Annotated in this window: 16 protein-coding genes; 10 read left to right on the top strand and 6 right to left on the bottom strand. The window is 59.7% G+C overall.

Annotated features, from left to right (window positions below; genetic code table 11):
* Window positions 1-37: 37 nt before the first annotated feature.
* The 4 genes from BW974_RS10655 (at window position 38) to BW974_RS10640 (ending at window position 3,564) form a co-directional block, all read left to right on the top strand.
* Window positions 38-829, top strand: coding sequence for a plastocyanin/azurin family copper-binding protein (locus BW974_RS10655; protein ID WP_076430345.1), 792 nt, complete (start codon window positions 38-40; stop codon window positions 827-829).
* Between the two features lie 224 nt (window positions 830-1,053).
* Window positions 1,054-1,788 (top strand): bacteriorhodopsin, encoded by a 735-nt coding sequence (locus tag BW974_RS10650; protein ID WP_076430091.1) that lies wholly within the window; start codon window positions 1,054-1,056, stop codon window positions 1,786-1,788.
* A 52-nt stretch (window positions 1,789-1,840) separates the two neighbouring features.
* Entirely contained in the window at window positions 1,841-2,551 is a 711-nt protein-coding gene (locus tag BW974_RS10645; protein ID WP_076430090.1) for a lycopene cyclase domain-containing protein, read from the top strand.
* Window positions 2,548-3,564, top strand: coding sequence for a Brp/Blh family beta-carotene 15,15'-dioxygenase (locus tag BW974_RS10640; RefSeq protein ID WP_076430089.1), 1,017 nt, complete (start codon window positions 2,548-2,550; stop codon window positions 3,562-3,564). The genes BW974_RS10645 and BW974_RS10640 overlap by 4 nt, the downstream gene beginning before the upstream one ends.
* 64 nt (window positions 3,565-3,628) lie before the next feature.
* On the opposite strand, the gene BW974_RS10635 is transcribed toward BW974_RS10640, so the two are convergent.
* Window positions 3,629-4,882: a tRNA (N(6)-L-threonylcarbamoyladenosine(37)-C(2))-methylthiotransferase gene (locus BW974_RS10635; protein ID WP_076430088.1), complete on the bottom strand. Its 1,254-nt coding sequence runs from the start codon at window positions 4,880-4,882 to the stop codon at window positions 3,629-3,631.
* Window positions 4,883-5,325: 443 nt separating this feature from the next.
* On the opposite strand from BW974_RS10635, the gene BW974_RS10625 reads away from it, so the two are divergent.
* Window positions 5,326-6,069 (top strand): mechanosensitive ion channel family protein, encoded by a 744-nt coding sequence (locus BW974_RS10625; RefSeq protein WP_076430086.1) that lies wholly within the window; start codon window positions 5,326-5,328, stop codon window positions 6,067-6,069.
* A gap of 24 nt (window positions 6,070-6,093) precedes the next feature.
* Here BW974_RS10625 and deoC read toward each other — a convergent pair whose 3' ends face one another.
* Window positions 6,094-6,729, bottom strand: coding sequence for a deoxyribose-phosphate aldolase (deoC, locus tag BW974_RS10620; RefSeq protein ID WP_076430085.1), 636 nt, complete (start codon window positions 6,727-6,729; stop codon window positions 6,094-6,096).
* A gap of 149 nt (window positions 6,730-6,878) precedes the next feature.
* Here deoC and BW974_RS10615 point away from each other — a divergent pair, with 149 nt between their 5' ends.
* The 3 genes from BW974_RS10615 (at window position 6,879) to BW974_RS10605 (ending at window position 9,738) form a co-directional block, all read left to right on the top strand.
* Window positions 6,879-7,832 (top strand): ribose 1,5-bisphosphate isomerase, encoded by a 954-nt coding sequence (locus BW974_RS10615; protein WP_076430084.1) that lies wholly within the window; start codon window positions 6,879-6,881, stop codon window positions 7,830-7,832.
* Window positions 7,833-7,923: 91 nt separating this feature from the next.
* Complete coding sequence (locus BW974_RS10610) at window positions 7,924-8,736, top strand: DUF63 family protein (protein ID WP_076430083.1); 813 nt, start codon at window positions 7,924-7,926, stop codon at window positions 8,734-8,736.
* A 93-nt stretch (window positions 8,737-8,829) separates the two neighbouring features.
* Window positions 8,830-9,738, top strand: coding sequence for an ATP-dependent ribose-1-phosphate kinase (locus BW974_RS10605; protein WP_076430082.1), 909 nt, complete (start codon window positions 8,830-8,832; stop codon window positions 9,736-9,738).
* Here the strand turns inward: BW974_RS10605 and BW974_RS10600 are convergent.
* Window positions 9,735-10,076: a DUF7968 family protein gene (locus BW974_RS10600; protein ID WP_076430081.1), complete on the bottom strand. Its 342-nt coding sequence runs from the start codon at window positions 10,074-10,076 to the stop codon at window positions 9,735-9,737. The two genes, BW974_RS10605 and BW974_RS10600, sit on opposite strands and share 4 nt — an antisense overlap.
* A gap of 168 nt (window positions 10,077-10,244) precedes the next feature.
* Here BW974_RS10600 and secF point away from each other — a divergent pair, with 168 nt between their 5' ends.
* On the top strand, window positions 10,245-11,099 hold the full coding sequence (secF, locus tag BW974_RS10595; protein ID WP_076430080.1) for a protein translocase subunit SecF: 855 nt from the start codon (window positions 10,245-10,247) through the stop codon (window positions 11,097-11,099).
* Complete coding sequence (locus BW974_RS10590) at window positions 11,096-12,661, top strand: preprotein translocase subunit SecD (RefSeq protein WP_076430079.1); 1,566 nt, start codon at window positions 11,096-11,098, stop codon at window positions 12,659-12,661. Before secF ends, BW974_RS10590 begins: the two co-directional genes overlap by 4 nt.
* A gap of 93 nt (window positions 12,662-12,754) precedes the next feature.
* Here BW974_RS10590 and rnhB read toward each other — a convergent pair whose 3' ends face one another.
* The 3 genes from rnhB to tgtA form a co-directional block, all read right to left on the bottom strand.
* Entirely contained in the window at window positions 12,755-13,396 is a 642-nt protein-coding gene (rnhB, locus tag BW974_RS10585) for a ribonuclease HII (protein ID WP_076430078.1), read from the bottom strand.
* A gap of 201 nt (window positions 13,397-13,597) precedes the next feature.
* Window positions 13,598-13,897: a hypothetical protein gene (locus BW974_RS24635; RefSeq protein ID WP_139328850.1), complete on the bottom strand. Its 300-nt coding sequence runs from the start codon at window positions 13,895-13,897 to the stop codon at window positions 13,598-13,600.
* A gap of 81 nt (window positions 13,898-13,978) precedes the next feature.
* The gene (tgtA, locus tag BW974_RS10580; protein WP_076430077.1) at window positions 13,979-15,451 is read right to left on the bottom strand and encodes a tRNA guanosine(15) transglycosylase TgtA; all 1,473 of its coding nucleotides are present in this window, start codon (window positions 15,449-15,451) and stop codon (window positions 13,979-13,981) included.
* Between the last annotated feature and the right edge of the window lie 30 nt (window positions 15,452-15,481).

Below are 15,481 nucleotides of genomic sequence, written 5' to 3'. Positions count from 1 at the left end.
TTTTACCACGGTGGTGTAGGTAAGGATGCAGGTTCCCATGACCTCCCAACACGACAGACGGACGTTGCTGAAGGCGACCGGCGCGACACTCGTGGTTGGTTCCCTCGCTGGATGTATCGCAGGTGGACAACTCGGGTCGGGTGGCGAATCCCAATCCGACGAACCGAAGGTGAACCACGAGGTTCGGGCGGACAGGACGCTGAAAGTCGGCCCCGCCGGGGAGTTGGCGTTCGTTTCCGACGACATCACCGTCCATCCCGGCCAGACCGTCGCGTGGGAGTGGAAGTCCGACACCCACAACATCGTGGTCGAAAATCAGCCCGAAGGTGCAAACTGGGAAGGAACACCTGGCCCCGCATCGAAAGTGTACGACACGGGCTATCGCTACACCCACACCTTCGAAACGCTCGGCGAGTACGAATACTACTGCCAACCTCACCAGTCCGTCGGAATGGTTGGAAAAGTAACCGTCGCACCGGTAGAGGAAACGACCGAGAAACCGACGGAGACGCCTGACGAAGAGTCGCCAGCGACAGAAGACGACCTCCCGATAGAAGTCGGTCCCGGCGGGAATCTGGAGTTTTCCCCTGACTTAGTCAAAGTTCCAGCAGGAACTGAAGTCACCTTCGTCTGGAAGTCGGATTCGCACAACATCGCCGTCGAAAGCCAACCCGACGGAGCGAACTGGGAAGGAACGCCGGACAGCGAAAACACAGTATTCGATGCTGGCTACGAGCACTGCCACACCTTCGACGTATCCGGGAAATACGAATACTACTGCGTGCCACACCAATCGGTCGGCGAAAAAGGAACCATAATCGTCGAATAGTTTTCTCTGTCGCGTCGATGCCTACCTGAATTGGTTTCAACTGACGCATCTTTTTTATGCAATCAACTTCCCTGCGCGACCGATACCATCGGCAATCGATGAGAGAGTGAAAAAATTGTATGAATTAAAAGTAACCAACCATATCAACCCGTCTAAATCAAAAAAATGTAGTACAGATTTGATAAGAATCCTATAAATGGGCTGCGTTGTAAGGTTCCTACGTTATGCCGCAACCAGGTCAAGAATCACTCTGGCTCTGGATAGGAGCTATCGGAATGGCACTGGGAACGATTTACTTCGTCGCACGGGGGTGGGGCGTTCGGGAAAAAGAAGAACAGACGTTTTTCATCGTCACCTCGTTCATCACGCTGACGGCATTCGCGTCGTACCTCTCCATGGCGACAGGATTTGGCCTTACGGAAGTCACCGTCGGCGGGCGAACGCTCGATATATACTGGGCGCGGTACGCCGATTGGCTCATCACGACACCGTTGTTGCTCCTTGACCTCGCACTCCTCGCGCGTGCCGACCGAAACACGATTGGGACGCTCATCGGACTCGACGTCTTCATGATTGCCACCGGACTCATCGCGGCCCTGACGACCGTCGCCTCGTTCCGCCTCGTTTGGTGGGGCGTTAGTTCCGGCGCGTTGCTGGTGCTTTTGTACTTCCTCGTCGGGACGCTGACGACACAAGCAGAAAAGCAAGACGAGTCCGTCAGCAGTCTGTTCTGGACGCTTCGGAACCTGACCATCGGACTGTGGGTGCTGTATCCCATCGTATGGATTCTCGGCACCGAGAGCACGCTTTCGTTTCTCCCACTGTACTGGGAGACAGCGGTGTTCATGATTCTCGATTTGAGCGCGAAGGTTGGCTTCGGCGTCCTCCTCCTCCGGAGTCGGAGCGTCCTCGCCACGGCCCGGAAACCGATAGAAGAACGCGAACGGGCACCAGCGTAATCGCGGTGTTCGAACTACTATTCGGTCGTGCTTTTCAACGAGCGTGACGAGCATGTCGCTTACCTACTTTCAGTTTCTATCGGTGTTTGTCGTCCCAGTCCTCATCATCGTCGCCGCTACGACACCGAAACCACTCGCAGGGCGAGGGAAAATTGCAGGCGTCGGCATCGGAATACTCACGCTCATCGCACTCGGCTACACCATCCCGTGGGACAACTACCTCATCGAACAGGGTGTCTGGTGGTATGGAGACCGAACGGTTCTGTTTCGAATCTGGAACGCCCCAATCGAAGAGTACCTTTTCATCCTGCTCCAGTCCCTACTCACCGGACTGTGGGTTTCGCGCTTCATCGGCCCTCGAAAGGAAGCATACGACATCCGCACTAGCGTTCCGGGTGCTGGAATCGGAATCTCTATCGCAGTCGTCGGCGCGCTCTTGCTCCAGTTCCCTCGGGGGTACTATCTCGGCGCGATTCTCCTGTGGGCCGGGCCGGTGCTGGCGGTTCAGTGGGCCTATGGCGGCGGGTATCTCTGGGTGACGAAACGACGCTGGGCAATCGGCGTCCTCGCTCCGACGCTCTACCTCTGTCTTTCGGACAGAATCGCCATCGAACTCGGTATCTGGCACATCTCGCCAGCATTCACGACGGGCATCACGGTTGGAGGACTACCAATCGAGGAAGGCGCGTTCTTCTTCCTGACGAACCTCCTGTTGGCGCAAGGACTCGTGTTGTTCCTTCGAGTGACTGACCGATGGCGATGACCGCAATACGAACTGCTCCCGCGGTTCGGGACACGCTCACGCGCGTTGTGCGCCCTTCGTGGGCCATTCTCGGCGCACTTGCATTCGTCACCCTTCTCGGCGTTTCGATTCCGGTTCGGTGGCAGTACGCTCCACTGGTCGTGAGTATCCTCCTCTTCGGTCTCCCACACGGCGCTATCGACCACCTGACGATTCCTCGTGCCCGAACACATTCAGTGACGACGAGGTCACTCGCCACGGTTGGTCTGCTGTATCTCGTTCTCGGCGGCGCGTTCGTCGCGGCGTGGTTCGTCGCTCCCGTGGCATCGTTCGTCGCGTTTATTCTGCTCACGTGGTTCCACTGGGGACAGGGTGACCTCTACGTTCTGTACGAAATGACGCCGAAAACGCGTTTGTCGTCCGTTCATCGTATCCTACTCGTCGTGGTTCATGGCGGCCTTCCGATGCTGGTGCCACTGCTTGCGTTTCCTCGAATCTACAGACGAGTCGCTTCGCTCCTCGTCGGAACTTTTCGCCCCGGCGGTGTTGCCGACATCGAGTGGCTGTTTCAGCCAGAAATGCGGCTCCTGCTCGGTGTCGGATTTTTCCTCCTCGTGCTCGCAACGCTCGCACTCGACTGGCGACGAAGTAGAAGCCTCTGGCGAATCGACGCCGTTGAAACGACACTGCTCACGGTCTACTTCGCCGCAGTGCCGCCGATTCTCGCCATCGGGGTCTACTTCTGCGTTTGGCATTCGCTTCGACACATCGCTCGCGTCGTCTGTTTGGACGACGCGAGCGTTCGAGAACTCGCCGAGGGAAACCTGAAATCTCCACTTCGGCGATTCGTTCACGACGCCACGCCGCTGACCGTCGGTGCGCTCGTCCTGTTGGCTGGACTCGCAGTGGTCGTGCCTTCCTCGCCGGCAACGACGCCGGAAGCGGTCGGTCTCTACCTCGTCTTCCTCGCGGCGCTGACGCTTCCCCACGTCGTCGTCGTGACGATTCTCGATAGAGTGCAAGGAATCTGGTAACGATGCTGTGGCTGTCAGGGTGCGGCGAGAATACAGAAAATCAGGCTGACCCGCCGATACCCACTCAGACCGGCTTTCCGAATGCGTACACCGTCTGATGCCCGGTGATTTCCACGTCGAGGAAATCACCGGGTTCGATGCCGTAGTCCGTGGCGTTCTGCACGATGACTTGCCGGTACGCTTCGTCCCGGCATTTGACCGAATCGCCAGTCCCCTCCTCCACGACCATCACGCGCTTTTCGGTGCCGACCATGTCCTCGTAGGCCGACCCGACGATGTCCATCTTCAACTCGGACATCTCCTTCGAGCGTTCTTTCTTGATGGTTCCACCCAGACCCTTCATCTTCGCGGCGTCCGTGTTCGGCCGCTTCGAGAACCGGGTGACGTTGAGCTTTTCCGGCCGGGTTTCGCGCAGGAGGGCCATACTCTGTTCGTGGTCGTCGTCGGTTTCCGTCGGGAAACCGACGATGAAGTCCGTCGAGAGCGTCCAGTAGTCGAGATACTCGTCGAAGGTCTCCACGATTTCGACGTACTCGCCCACTTGATGCTGTCTGCGCATGTCACCGAGCACGTCGTTCGACCCCGACTGCACCGGCGCGTGGATGAAGTTGTACAGTTCGTCGTTTTCCGCGAAGACTTGCGCGAGTTCTTCCCGGATGCCGTGAACGCCCTTCGGATTCGCCATGCCGACCCGAACCCGAAAGTCGCCGTCGATTTCGTTGCAGATGCGGTCGAGCAAAATGTGCAGTTTTCGCTCGCCCGTATCCCACCCGTACACGCCCGTGTCCTGTCCGGTTATCCGGAGTTCCTTCGCACCCGCGTGGACGAGCGCGCGGGCTTTTTCTACGTTCTCTTCGACGGAGGGTGAGTCGATTTTCCCGGTCGCGTGCTTCGTGATGCAGTACGAGCAGTCGGACATGCAACCGCGGGCGATGGGAAGAATGCCGACCACGCCGTCCAAAACCGGTTCGACGCCTGGCCCCGGAGTCGGACACTCGCCGTTCGTCACGGCCGTCGGCACGTCGTCCCAGTGGAGGATTTGGGCGTCGATTCCCTCCGTTTCGAACTCGTCGCCCTGCGCGAGCGCCATACAGCCCGTGATGATGAGGTCTGCCGTCTCCGCTTCGAGTTCTTTGGCCCGGCGAACCATGTTGCGTTCCGTCTTCTCCACCACCGTACAGGAGTTCATGATTGCGACGTCCGCCTGCTCGGGTGCCTCCACGCGATAGTGACCCGCGTCACGGAGCGCGGACTCTATCTGACGGCTCTCGCCGCGGTTCGAGGTACACCCATACGTCTCGATGTGATACCGGGCCATTCGGTGTTCGATTTCGCCTACGCGGGCAAAAGGGCGACGATTGTTGGTGGATGGGATGCTCTTTGCGACCGCCGAATCAGCCGATGGGCCGAGTATGCTGTACGCATTCGAAGAAGTATGGATACTACCGGGCGCTCTCGTGCCGGACAGATGGGAAATTTCATCAGAAATATTATGATACAGTTTAACGGTTCGTGTCTTTTCGTTCGAAAAGTACGTTCTGTGGTGGGAGAATCCCGGTTTCCCTGCTACTGTGTTTCTCGAAGATAGTAACGATACCGTCATAACCCGTCTCCATGATGTCTATGTTCGAATCTTTTTGAAGAAAAATAAATCCTGTATCATTCGTCGTTACCCGATTGCCGATTCGGTTTAGGGGGCCAACAACAAATTGACTGTAGTCCATTCTTCTGTTGCCCACGCAGTAGTGGGGGAGAAAACCAATGACTCAACACACACTGGTCACGGATACGGTACTACAAATAGGGGGCCTCCCGGGATGGTTACAAGATCCAATCTCCGGATTTATCGCACTGCTCCCGCGACTCGTCGGCGCAATCGTCATCCTGCTCATCGGATGGGTAATCGGCCGCGGCGTGGCGGCGGTCGTCCGCCGCGTTGCCGACCGAATCGAACTCGATAGAATGGTACTCGATACGCCACTGGGCAGGATGCTCGGCGGCACCGAGAGCGCGGTGTCCGGTGCGTTCGGGAAACTCGCGGCGTGGTTCATCTACGCACTGGCGATTCTCGCCGCCGCGAACGTCCTCGCAATCGCAACGCTCTCCGAGTGGGTGGCGACCGCAGTCTCGTACCTGCCAGCATTAATCGCGGGACTGCTCGTCATCGTGCTGGGCTTCGTCGTCGCCGACTTCATCGGTGACGCCATCATGCGAACTCGGGCGGCGACGCACACCGCGTACACCAACTGGTTCGCCTCGGGAACTCGGATGTTCCTGTACTTCACCGCTATCGTCATCGGTTTGGACACGATGGGAATCGACGTTGGTATCCTGTACGTCTTCGCGCGAGCACTCGCGTGGGGCCTCGCCGCGGCGGTCGCAATCGGCGTCGGCGTCGCCTTCGGCTGGGGTGGCCGGGACTACGTTGCAAACCACATCGACGGCTGGATGAGCAGTGCGAGTCAGGGAACGCCGAGTCCGCAACCGAGCGACGACGACGACTGAGCGACAGAATCGAAAACAGTCCAACTAGCCGCGGAAATCTTTCACGATTTCGACGCCACTGCTCGCACCGATTCGTTCTGCGCCCGCGTCGAGCATGGCCTGCGCTTTTTCGTAGTCGCCGATACCGCCGCTCGCTTTGACGGGCAGGTATTCGGCCATCAGTTCCACGTCCTCGATTTCTGCCCCACCATCCGCAAAGCCAGTCGAGGTTTTGACGAACGCGGCGTCTGCTTCCTTCGCTAATTGGCAGGCGTCGTGTTTTTCCTCGTCAGTGAGCAGTGCGGTTTCGATGATGACTTTCACCGGAATCGGCACCGCCGCGACGAGTTCCTCGATGTCGGCTTTCACCGCGTCGTGGTCGCCTGCCTTCAGTCGCCCGATATTGATGACCATGTCCAGTTCGTCCGCGCCGTCGTCCCACGCGCCAACGGCCTCGTCGCGTTTCGCGTCGATTGCGTGCTGTCCGTGCGGGAATCCGACGACGGTCGCGAGGGTCACGTCCGGTGCGTACTCCGCCGCCTCCGAAACGTAGCACGGCGGGATACAGGCGTTCATTCCGTATTCCTCGGCTTCGTCGAGAACAGATTCTACAGCTTCGAGCGTCGTTTCCGGCCCGAGAACGGTGTGGTCGATTGCGCCAGCGAGTTCGGTTTCGTTCATAGCGGGGCGGATGAACCGGCAGGGTAAAAATCCCGCTATCGACCGAAAATACACGACGAGAGTTTGAGATTCCGGACGTTTCCGTAATTGCCACCATCACGGACGTTCCGCCGGACTATCTTTTTGTCGCCGAACGTTCTAGTGTGGATATGGAACGCGACATTCACCCCGCCGTCACCGACGCCGCGGACGACATCGCCGAGATGGAGATTCGCGGTGCGGCGACAATCGCCGACGCCGCCGCGGCGGCGCTCGGCGAACAGGCAGAGGCGAGCGAGGCCGAAACGCCGGAGGCGTTCCGAACGGAAATACGAACCGCGGCCCGGGAACTCCACGAAACCCGCCCGACAGCGGTGAGTCTGCCGAACGCCCTCCGATACGTCCTCCGCGGAATGCGTGGCGAAACTGTCTCGGAACTCCGAGCGAGCGTCATCGAGGGGGTGGTCGAGTTCCGTCGGGAACTCGACCACGCGCAGGACAACCTCGGCCAAATCGGGGCGAACCGCCTGCGAGACGGCGACACCATCATGACGCACTGCCATTCGACTGACGCCCTCTCCTGCGTTCGCCACGCCCTAGAAGATGGCAAGGAAATCAGCGCTATCGTCAAGGAGACGCGCCCGCGGAAGCAGGGCCACATCACCGCGAAGCAACTCCGTGACTGGGACGTTCCGGTCACGCTCATCGTTGACAACGCGGCCCGCCGGTATCTGGACGACACCGACCACGTCCTCGTCGGAGCGGATTCGATTGCCGCGGATGGCAGTGTTATCAACAAAGTCGGCACCTCCGGACTGGCGGTCAACGCCCGCGAACGCGGCGTTCCCATCATGGTCGCGGCGCAAACCCTGAAATTCCATCCGGGGACGATGACGGGCCACACCGTCGAAATCGAGATGCGGGACGAGGCGGAAATTCTGCCGGACGACGAACGCGAAGAAATCGGTGACGTAACCGTCGAAAACCCGGCGTTCGACGTGACGCCGCCGCGGTACGTGGACGCCATCGTCACGGAGCGCGGCCAGTTCCCGCCCGAAAGCGTCGTGACGCTGATGCGCGAGTTGTTCGGCGACTACCACGCCAGCGAACCGTGGGAGCGATAGGTCGGCACCGAACTGGTCACCGTCGTTAAGCTATCACGGGTCTTGCAGACAGACCGCAAACCTTTCCATACCTCCGTTCACCTGTCGGAGTATGGTACTGCCGGAAGGATTTGCACTCCCATCGCTGGTTTATCTTCTCCCACTTTTATTGGCGGTCGGTTCCGTCGCGTGGGCACTCTGGCGCGTGAAACCGACCATTTCGGAACGGACAGTCGTCGCACTCGCCCCGTGGATGGTCGTCGGAGCAGGACTCCACGCGCTCTATCAAGTCCAGTTCGTTCCGAAAAGCCTCGCACCCCTGCTCGGAACGCCCTCGGTGTATCTCACGACGTTCGTCGTCGCCGGGCTCGTCTGGCTGTTTTCGCTCCAACGGCGAAGAAATTCGGTTCCGCAGACGCTCGCAGGAGTCGGTGTTGCGGGTATTCTGCTCGTCGTCGCCGTGGCGCTCTGGTACGGGATTCAAAACGATAGCCTTCGCCTCTTTTGGCCTTTCGTCGCCCTCGTCGTCGCCGTGGTGCTGACCGGCCTGCTCTGGGCCGGAACGCAGTTCTTCTACCCCCACGTCGCCGTCATCACCGGCGCGGTCGGTGTCCTCACCCTGTTCGGCCATGCGGTCGATTCCGTCTCGACCGCGGTCGGTATCGACGTTCTCAACTTCGGTGAGCGAACGCCCGTCTCCCGCGCTATCCTCGAATTTGCGGAAGTGTTGCCGACCGCCGACGCTATCGGCGTCGGGTGGTTGTTTATCATCGTGAAACTGGCCATCGCGGAGTTCGTCGTGATTCTGTTCGCGGATTACGTCGCGGACGAACCGGCGGAAGGGTATCTGCTGCTCGGCGTCGTCGCCGCGGTCGGTTTGGGGCCGGGAGCGCACAACCTCATTCTGTTCGCTATCACGGGATAGCAATCTGCGGATTCCGGCACAATCATCAGGATTTTTTACTAGTACCGTCTATCGGAACAGTATGCCGTCCACGAACCGCGAGGGGGAACTACTTTGGTTCGAGTCGTAACTGCTGGCCACGTCAACTGGGACGTGACGCTTCGGGTGGACGCCCTCCCCGTTCCCGACGGCGAGGCGCGCATCACGTCCCAACGACGCTCTGGGGGTGGAAGCGCCGCAAACGTCTCTGTCGCCCTGTCGAGAATGGACGTTTCTACAGGACTCGTCGGGAGCGTCGGCACCGACGAACACGGGTTGCTCGTCCGTCGGGAACTGAAAGCGGAGGGGGTAGACTGTGAACACGTCCTCGAAGTCGAGGGGAAAGAAACGACGACGAAGTACCTCATCGTGGACGAAGCGGGCGAACTGATGGTGCTCGGCAACGATGGCGCGAACGAAGCGGTTTCGCCGGACGACGTGAACGAAGCATACGTCCAAAACGCGGAACATCTCCATCTGACCAGCCAACGCCCCGACAGCGCGGCGGAACTTGCTCGAATTGCGACCGAAGCGGGAGTTCCAGTCAGTTTCGACCCGGGGCGCAGACTCACCGACCGGGATTTTTCGCGGGCGCTCGCCTACTCGGACATCGTTTTTTTGAACGACCGCGAGGCGAAAACCCTGCTGGACGAGGATTTAGAACATCCGTCGTCGGAACTTCACGGCCGCGTCGTCGTCATCAAACACGGAAGCGACGGCGCGCGCGTGGACACGACGAAAGGAGTGTACACCCACCCCGGATTCGGCGTCAAATCAGTGGACACGACCGGTGCAGGTGACGCCTTCGCCGCGGGATTCATCACCACGTTCCTCGATTCAGCGGATTACGAACGGGCGTTGGAGTTCGCCAACGCTTGCGGTGCGCTCGCGTCGATGGCACCCGGTGCTCGTACCGCGCCGACGAAAGAGCTCGTCGGACGATTCCTCGACGAACAGTTTTCCGGCGATGCTAAGCAGGGCTAAAAGTCAGTCGGCCCGTCTGCGCTCTGAACTAACCACCCTCCTCGAATGCCGCAGGCCTCTCGAACCTCGTAGACGATTTCGGTTTCGTCTCCCATTCTGTCGCCGCCCTCAACCGATTCGACGCGGAGCGGAACGTCCAACGTGTCGCCACAACAGCCAACGTCGAGGAATTCTTCCCATACGTCGCCCTCGTGAACCTCGCCCTTCGTCTTCCTGAGGTAGGCGCGAAACGGACGCTCGTTGAGTTGGAACTCGCCCCAACTGCTCAGGTCTTCGGGGTACGAGACGGCGACCCGGGTCGCCGTCTCGCCCGCCGGTACGGCCGCTTTGGTCGTCATACGACCAAATAGGGCGTGAGGACGTATATCGGTTTTCGCGGGTTTGGTGGATTTCACACGAGTTCGATTTCCGCGTCCTTTCGATTCTCACTCTTTCCGTTTTCACGCGACACCTCTGGCCACAGTAATTAAGAAGGCTTATTCAGGGCCATCACGCACTCCCCCATCATGGTAGAGTTTCAAGTACCGGAGGTCGATTACACCCGGTACTCGAACCGGCAACTCGCGGCGGTGCCGCTCGCCGTTCTCGTGCTGGCCCTCCTCGTGCTCGCCGGATGGTGGTTGACCACTGGCGCGCCGGTGACGCCCGGCATCGAGTTCACGGGCGGAACCGAGATGCGTATTCAGGCGACTGCATCGCAAGCGGAGATAGAACAGTCGTTGAATCCCGTCTCGATTGCACCCGCCCAATCGGCGGACAACGTCTACATCGTAACGTTCCAAGAGACGAACACGCAGGCGCTCGAATCGCAAGCCCAACAGCAGGGTTACGAGGTGACTTCAGTACAAAGCACCTCGGCTAGCTTCGGCGCTAATTCACAGCAACTCGCGCTGTACGGCCTCGTCGCCGCGTTCGTGGGCATGAGCATCCTCGTCTTTCTCATGTTTCGGACGTTCGTCCCGTCCATCGCAATCGTCATTTCGGCGTTCAGTGACATCGTGATTCCGCTCGCACTGATGAACATCTTCGGTATCAAACTCTCGTTAGGTACCGTCGCGGCACTACTGATGCTCATCGGTTACAGCGTGGACTCCGACATCCTACTCAACAATCACATCCTGCGGCGGTCGGGTGACTTCTACGAGAGCACCTACCGCGCGATGCGAACCGGTGTGACGATGACGCTCACCTCCATTTCGGCGATGACCGTGATGGCGCTCGTGGCGTTCTTCTTCGGCATCGACCTGCTCACGTCCATCGGCGTGGTGCTCGTGCTGGGGCTGGCAACTGACCTGATGAACACGTACATGCTCAACTTGAGCCTCCTTCGCTGGTACAAATACGAGGGGATAGCACGATGAGTCTTCGAGAACAGTGGCGAGTCATCTTCCTCGTCGTCCTCCTGCTGGGAAGCGCAGTCGCGCTGTTTGCACCGCAGGGAACCATTTCCGGTGGTAGTCAAAACGAGGCGCTAGCGACGGACGACGGCCCGACCAACTTAGAATACGGGCTCGAACTGGCGGGCGGAACGCGAATCCGAGCGCCGGTTCACGGCGTCACCGCCGAGGACGTTCAGCTTTCGAACGGAACGAGCGAATCCGAGATTCAGAAAGCCGTCGCCGGAAACATCGCCAACGCAGAGCAGAGCGACGTGATGATTCGCCAGAGCCAAGAGGGTATCACCGTCGAAGTGCTCACGAACAACGTCACGGTGAACCAACTGGAATCCGCGCTCGACGAAGCGGGTATCGAACACGGAACGGTTCGTGACGGCGTGACCCAGCAAACACGCGACGAAATCGTTCGCACCTTGCAAGACAAGATTTCGGAGTCCGGGCTTGCCGGTGGTCGCGTTCAAGAGGTAACCTCGTCCGGCGACCACTTCATCCAAATCGAGATGCCGAACACGAACCAGTCGGAGATGAACGACTTGGTCACCGAACGCGGCAAAGTGACTGTCGTCGCACACTACCCGACTGGCAACGGTAGCTACAACAACACGACGGTGCTCACGCAGGATTCCTTTACGAGCATCGGCCAAGCGGAACAAGATCCCGGTAGCGACAGTGCGTTCGTCTCCGTTTCCCTCAACGACCAATCTGCGGAGCGATTCGTCCGCGTGATGAACGAACGAGGATTCACGAGCAGTCAGGGGATTGGTGCCTGTAACTATGCGAACTCGGGAGCACCCGAAAGTGAAGGTGGCTACTGTCTCTACACGGTCGTAGACGGCGACGTCGTCTACGGCGCGAACATGGGTTCCGACCTTGCACCGTCCATCCGAAACGGCGAGTTCCAACAGCAACCCACGTTCCGGATGCTGACCACGAACATGTCCGACGCTCGCCAACTGCAAATTAACCTCCGCGCTGGTGCGCTCCCGGCGGCCCTCGACACGCAGGCAGGGACAACCACCTACCTCGCGCCGAGCCTCGCCACGGAGTTCAAGATGTACTCGCTCGTCGCGGGTATCGCCGCGGTGCTGGCCGTGAGCGGCACGGTGTTCCTCCGGTACGGAAAACCGAAAGTCGCGCTCCCGATGATAGTCACCGCGCTCTCCGAGGTAGTCATCCTCCTCGGAATCGCGGCGGCAATCGAGTTACCGCTCGACCTGTCGCACATCGCGGGATTCATCGCCGTCATCGGAACCGGGGTGGACGACCTCATCATCATCGCCGACGAGGTGATGAGCGAGGGGAACGTCCATTCCTCGCGCGTCTTCCAATCGCGCTTCCGCAAGGCGTTCTGGGTCATCGGGGCCGCCGCCGCGACGACCATCATCGCCATGAGCCCGCTGGCAGTGCTCTCGCTCGGCGACCTCCAAGGGTTCGCCATCATCACCATCCTCGGCGTGCTCATCGGGGTGCTCATCACCCGTCCGGCCTACGGTGACATCCTGCGCTATCTGCTGACGAACAAATAACCGGACAACTGCGTTTTACGATTCGGTTTTCTGCTGTTTCTCCACTGACCTTGAGCCGTCGCGCTCGGTCACGATGTTTCGAAAAAACAAACCTCAGAACTGGTCGAGCGCGGACTGCTCGCGAGCCGACAGCGCGTCCTTGCTGGTCTGCCACGAGGCGCGCGCACAATCCGGCAGTTCGCCGTGGGATTCGACGTAGTCGCGGAGAAACGCCCGTGTTTTCGGGTCGCTGGGGTAGCCGCTTCCGACCTCGCCGTGTTTTTCGGCGAGTTCGGCGACGTGGGCGTCCCGTTCGACTTTGGCGACGATGCTGGCCGCGCCGACGATTGCGTGGGTTTCGTCCGCGCCGTGCTCCGCCGTGATTTCGACGGGATAGGCTATTTCCTCGGTGACCCGCCGCGCGAACCGCGATTCGCTGGTGTCGCAGGCGTCCACGATTCCCTGCGCATCGTCTTCCGCGACCTGTAAAATCGCCTCAGCGTGGGCTTCGACAGTTAGGGTGTTCATGTCCGTTTCCGGGTCGTCGATTCGATTCGTCGGGATTTCGGCCAAGCCGATTTCGATTGTGTCGTCTTCCCGGAACTGCTCCGCGAACGCCTCTCGGCGCTCCGGCGAGAGCGTTTTCGAATCGCCGATTCCCGACGGGAGGTCGTCCACGTCCTCAATCACGACTGCCGCGGCGAACATCGACCCTAACACTGGACCTCTACCCGCTTCGTCTACCCCGAACACGATTGGAGGGTTGGCGGGGCGTTACATGGGCGTTTCTGATTTGGATGGGATGTGATGGTTGCTACGCTTCTGGAGCTTTGAGCCGACAGCGTGACAGAATCAGTGACAAGACTGGTGTGATAGAAATCACGAGTCGTAGGCCACGCCTGCGAAAGACTCCGTCTTTCGCGGCCCAGAGAACCTCCGATTTTCCCCGGCCCGCCCTTACTCTCCTCTCAGCGGCGCTTCGCGCCGCATTCGGTCTGCTCGTTCGGTCGCCCGTTCCCACTGGAAGAGGCAAGCTCTTCCGAGCTTCAAAATCGCTCCGCGATTTTGAAACGACCCAACCGCAGGGCGGGCAGGCCAGCGGCCTGCCCGCCCAATCCAAAGCCAATCAGCCGCTTTCGGTGGAAATTCGTCCTTCCGAAAGCTGTGACTAGTTCGTCCAGTCACTTGGCGGGCGAGTGCGGCGCACTCGCCCGCCTGCTGATTTGGCCGTGGCTTACAGTCGTGATTTGCAACCACATTGTCTTCACAACCAGTCTATTCTCAAAAACCCACAAACCAATTGGAAAAGCAAATGGACAGATTTTCTCAGGCCGTCTCTTACACGTCGTCTAAATCGACCAGATGAACCGACTCCGGAATCAGTTTCACCGCCGATTCGGGCCACCCGCGGTGGGCCAGCGTGAACTCGGTTTCGGGGTTCTCCTCGACCAGTCGAACCACGCCGCGGGCCGCCATTTCGAATGCGTCCGTGTCCATTCGGTCGGGAACCTCCGCGGTCAGAGGATACGTCTCGGAGAGCGCACGGGGGAACGGGCCGAACGGCGGGACGACGTTCCACGATTCGTCGTAGCGACTGCTCGGGTTGCCCTCCGTCAGGAGAACTCTCCCGTCTGGATTCAGGCGCGACAGGCGCTCGTGGTGGCGCACGACTTCGGGTCGGTACGCACTCTCGCTGGAGAGGTAGAAGAAGGTACCTTTGGAGGCGGGGTCGGCGCGTTCGAGTTGGTCCGAATGTTCGACCAGCGCGCGGTAGCCGTCCAACATGGCTGGATGAGCGCGGGCGCGGTTTTCGACCAGTTCGAGCAGATTGCCCGACCGAATCGCCTGCTTGATGGTGCGAATCTCCTCGTAGGTGACGTGGAGGTTGTGCTCCGCGAGTTGTTCCTCGCGCTCTCGGTCGCCCAACTGTCGGATTTCGTCGGGCGTGTTGTTCGCGCAAATGGGACACGAACACGGGAAATATTCGAGGTCGTCCAACTGCTCGGTTCCGCGAACCGTCAGATAGCGGTCGTCGCGGGCGTACAGCGCGTAGGCCGCCGAATCGAACAGGTCACAGCCCATGGCGACCGCCAGCGCGAACATCATGGGATGGCCCGCGCCGAACAGGTGAACCGGGGCGTCCGCGCCCAGCCCGCGTTTCGCTCCGGCGACCATGTCCACCATGTCGCCGTAGCGGTACTCGTTCATCAGGGGGACGACTGCACCAACGGGGAATACATCCAGCGTGGTTCCGTAGGCGTGTTTTCCCGCCGCCTCCCGCAAATCGGGGTAGGTCGAACCCTGCACTGGTGCATTGACGAGCATGTCGCCGACATCGACGGTTTCGGCCAGTTCGAGGCGTTCCTGCGTCGTGGCCAGTTCTTCCTCGGCCTGTTCGCGGTCTACGTCGGGTGGCGTCGGAATGTCCACGGGCGTTCCGATATCCGAACCAACATCGTGTTGGAACTGAAGGATTTCTTCGGTCGTCACGCTGATTTCGCCGTACTCTGCGAGTTGGAACGACCCGGAGTCGGTCATGATTGCACCGTCGAAATCGAGCAGTTCGTGCAGTCCGTCATCCAGTGCTTCCTCGCGGAACTCGTCGCTCTTGTAGAGGATGTAGGAGTTCGTGATGAGGATTTCCGCGCCGAACTCGGATTGGAGTCGGGACGGCTCGACCGTTATCACGTGCGGGTTCACGACCGGCAAAAGTGCAGGGGTTTCGACCGTCACGCCAGCGCGCGGGACGGTGAGTTCCCCGATTCGTCCCGCCCCATCTTGGGCGCGGAGTTCGAAAATATCTCGTTCCATTACCGCGTCGTTGCCACGGTGGCGGTGTAA

The organism is Haladaptatus litoreus (assembly GCF_900156425.1).
In the GTDB taxonomy this organism is placed as follows: domain Archaea; phylum Halobacteriota; class Halobacteria; order Halobacteriales; family Haladaptataceae; genus Haladaptatus; species Haladaptatus litoreus.
The sequence above is the reverse complement of the archived record's forward strand: the minus strand, read 5'-3'. Positions and strand labels throughout refer to the sequence as shown.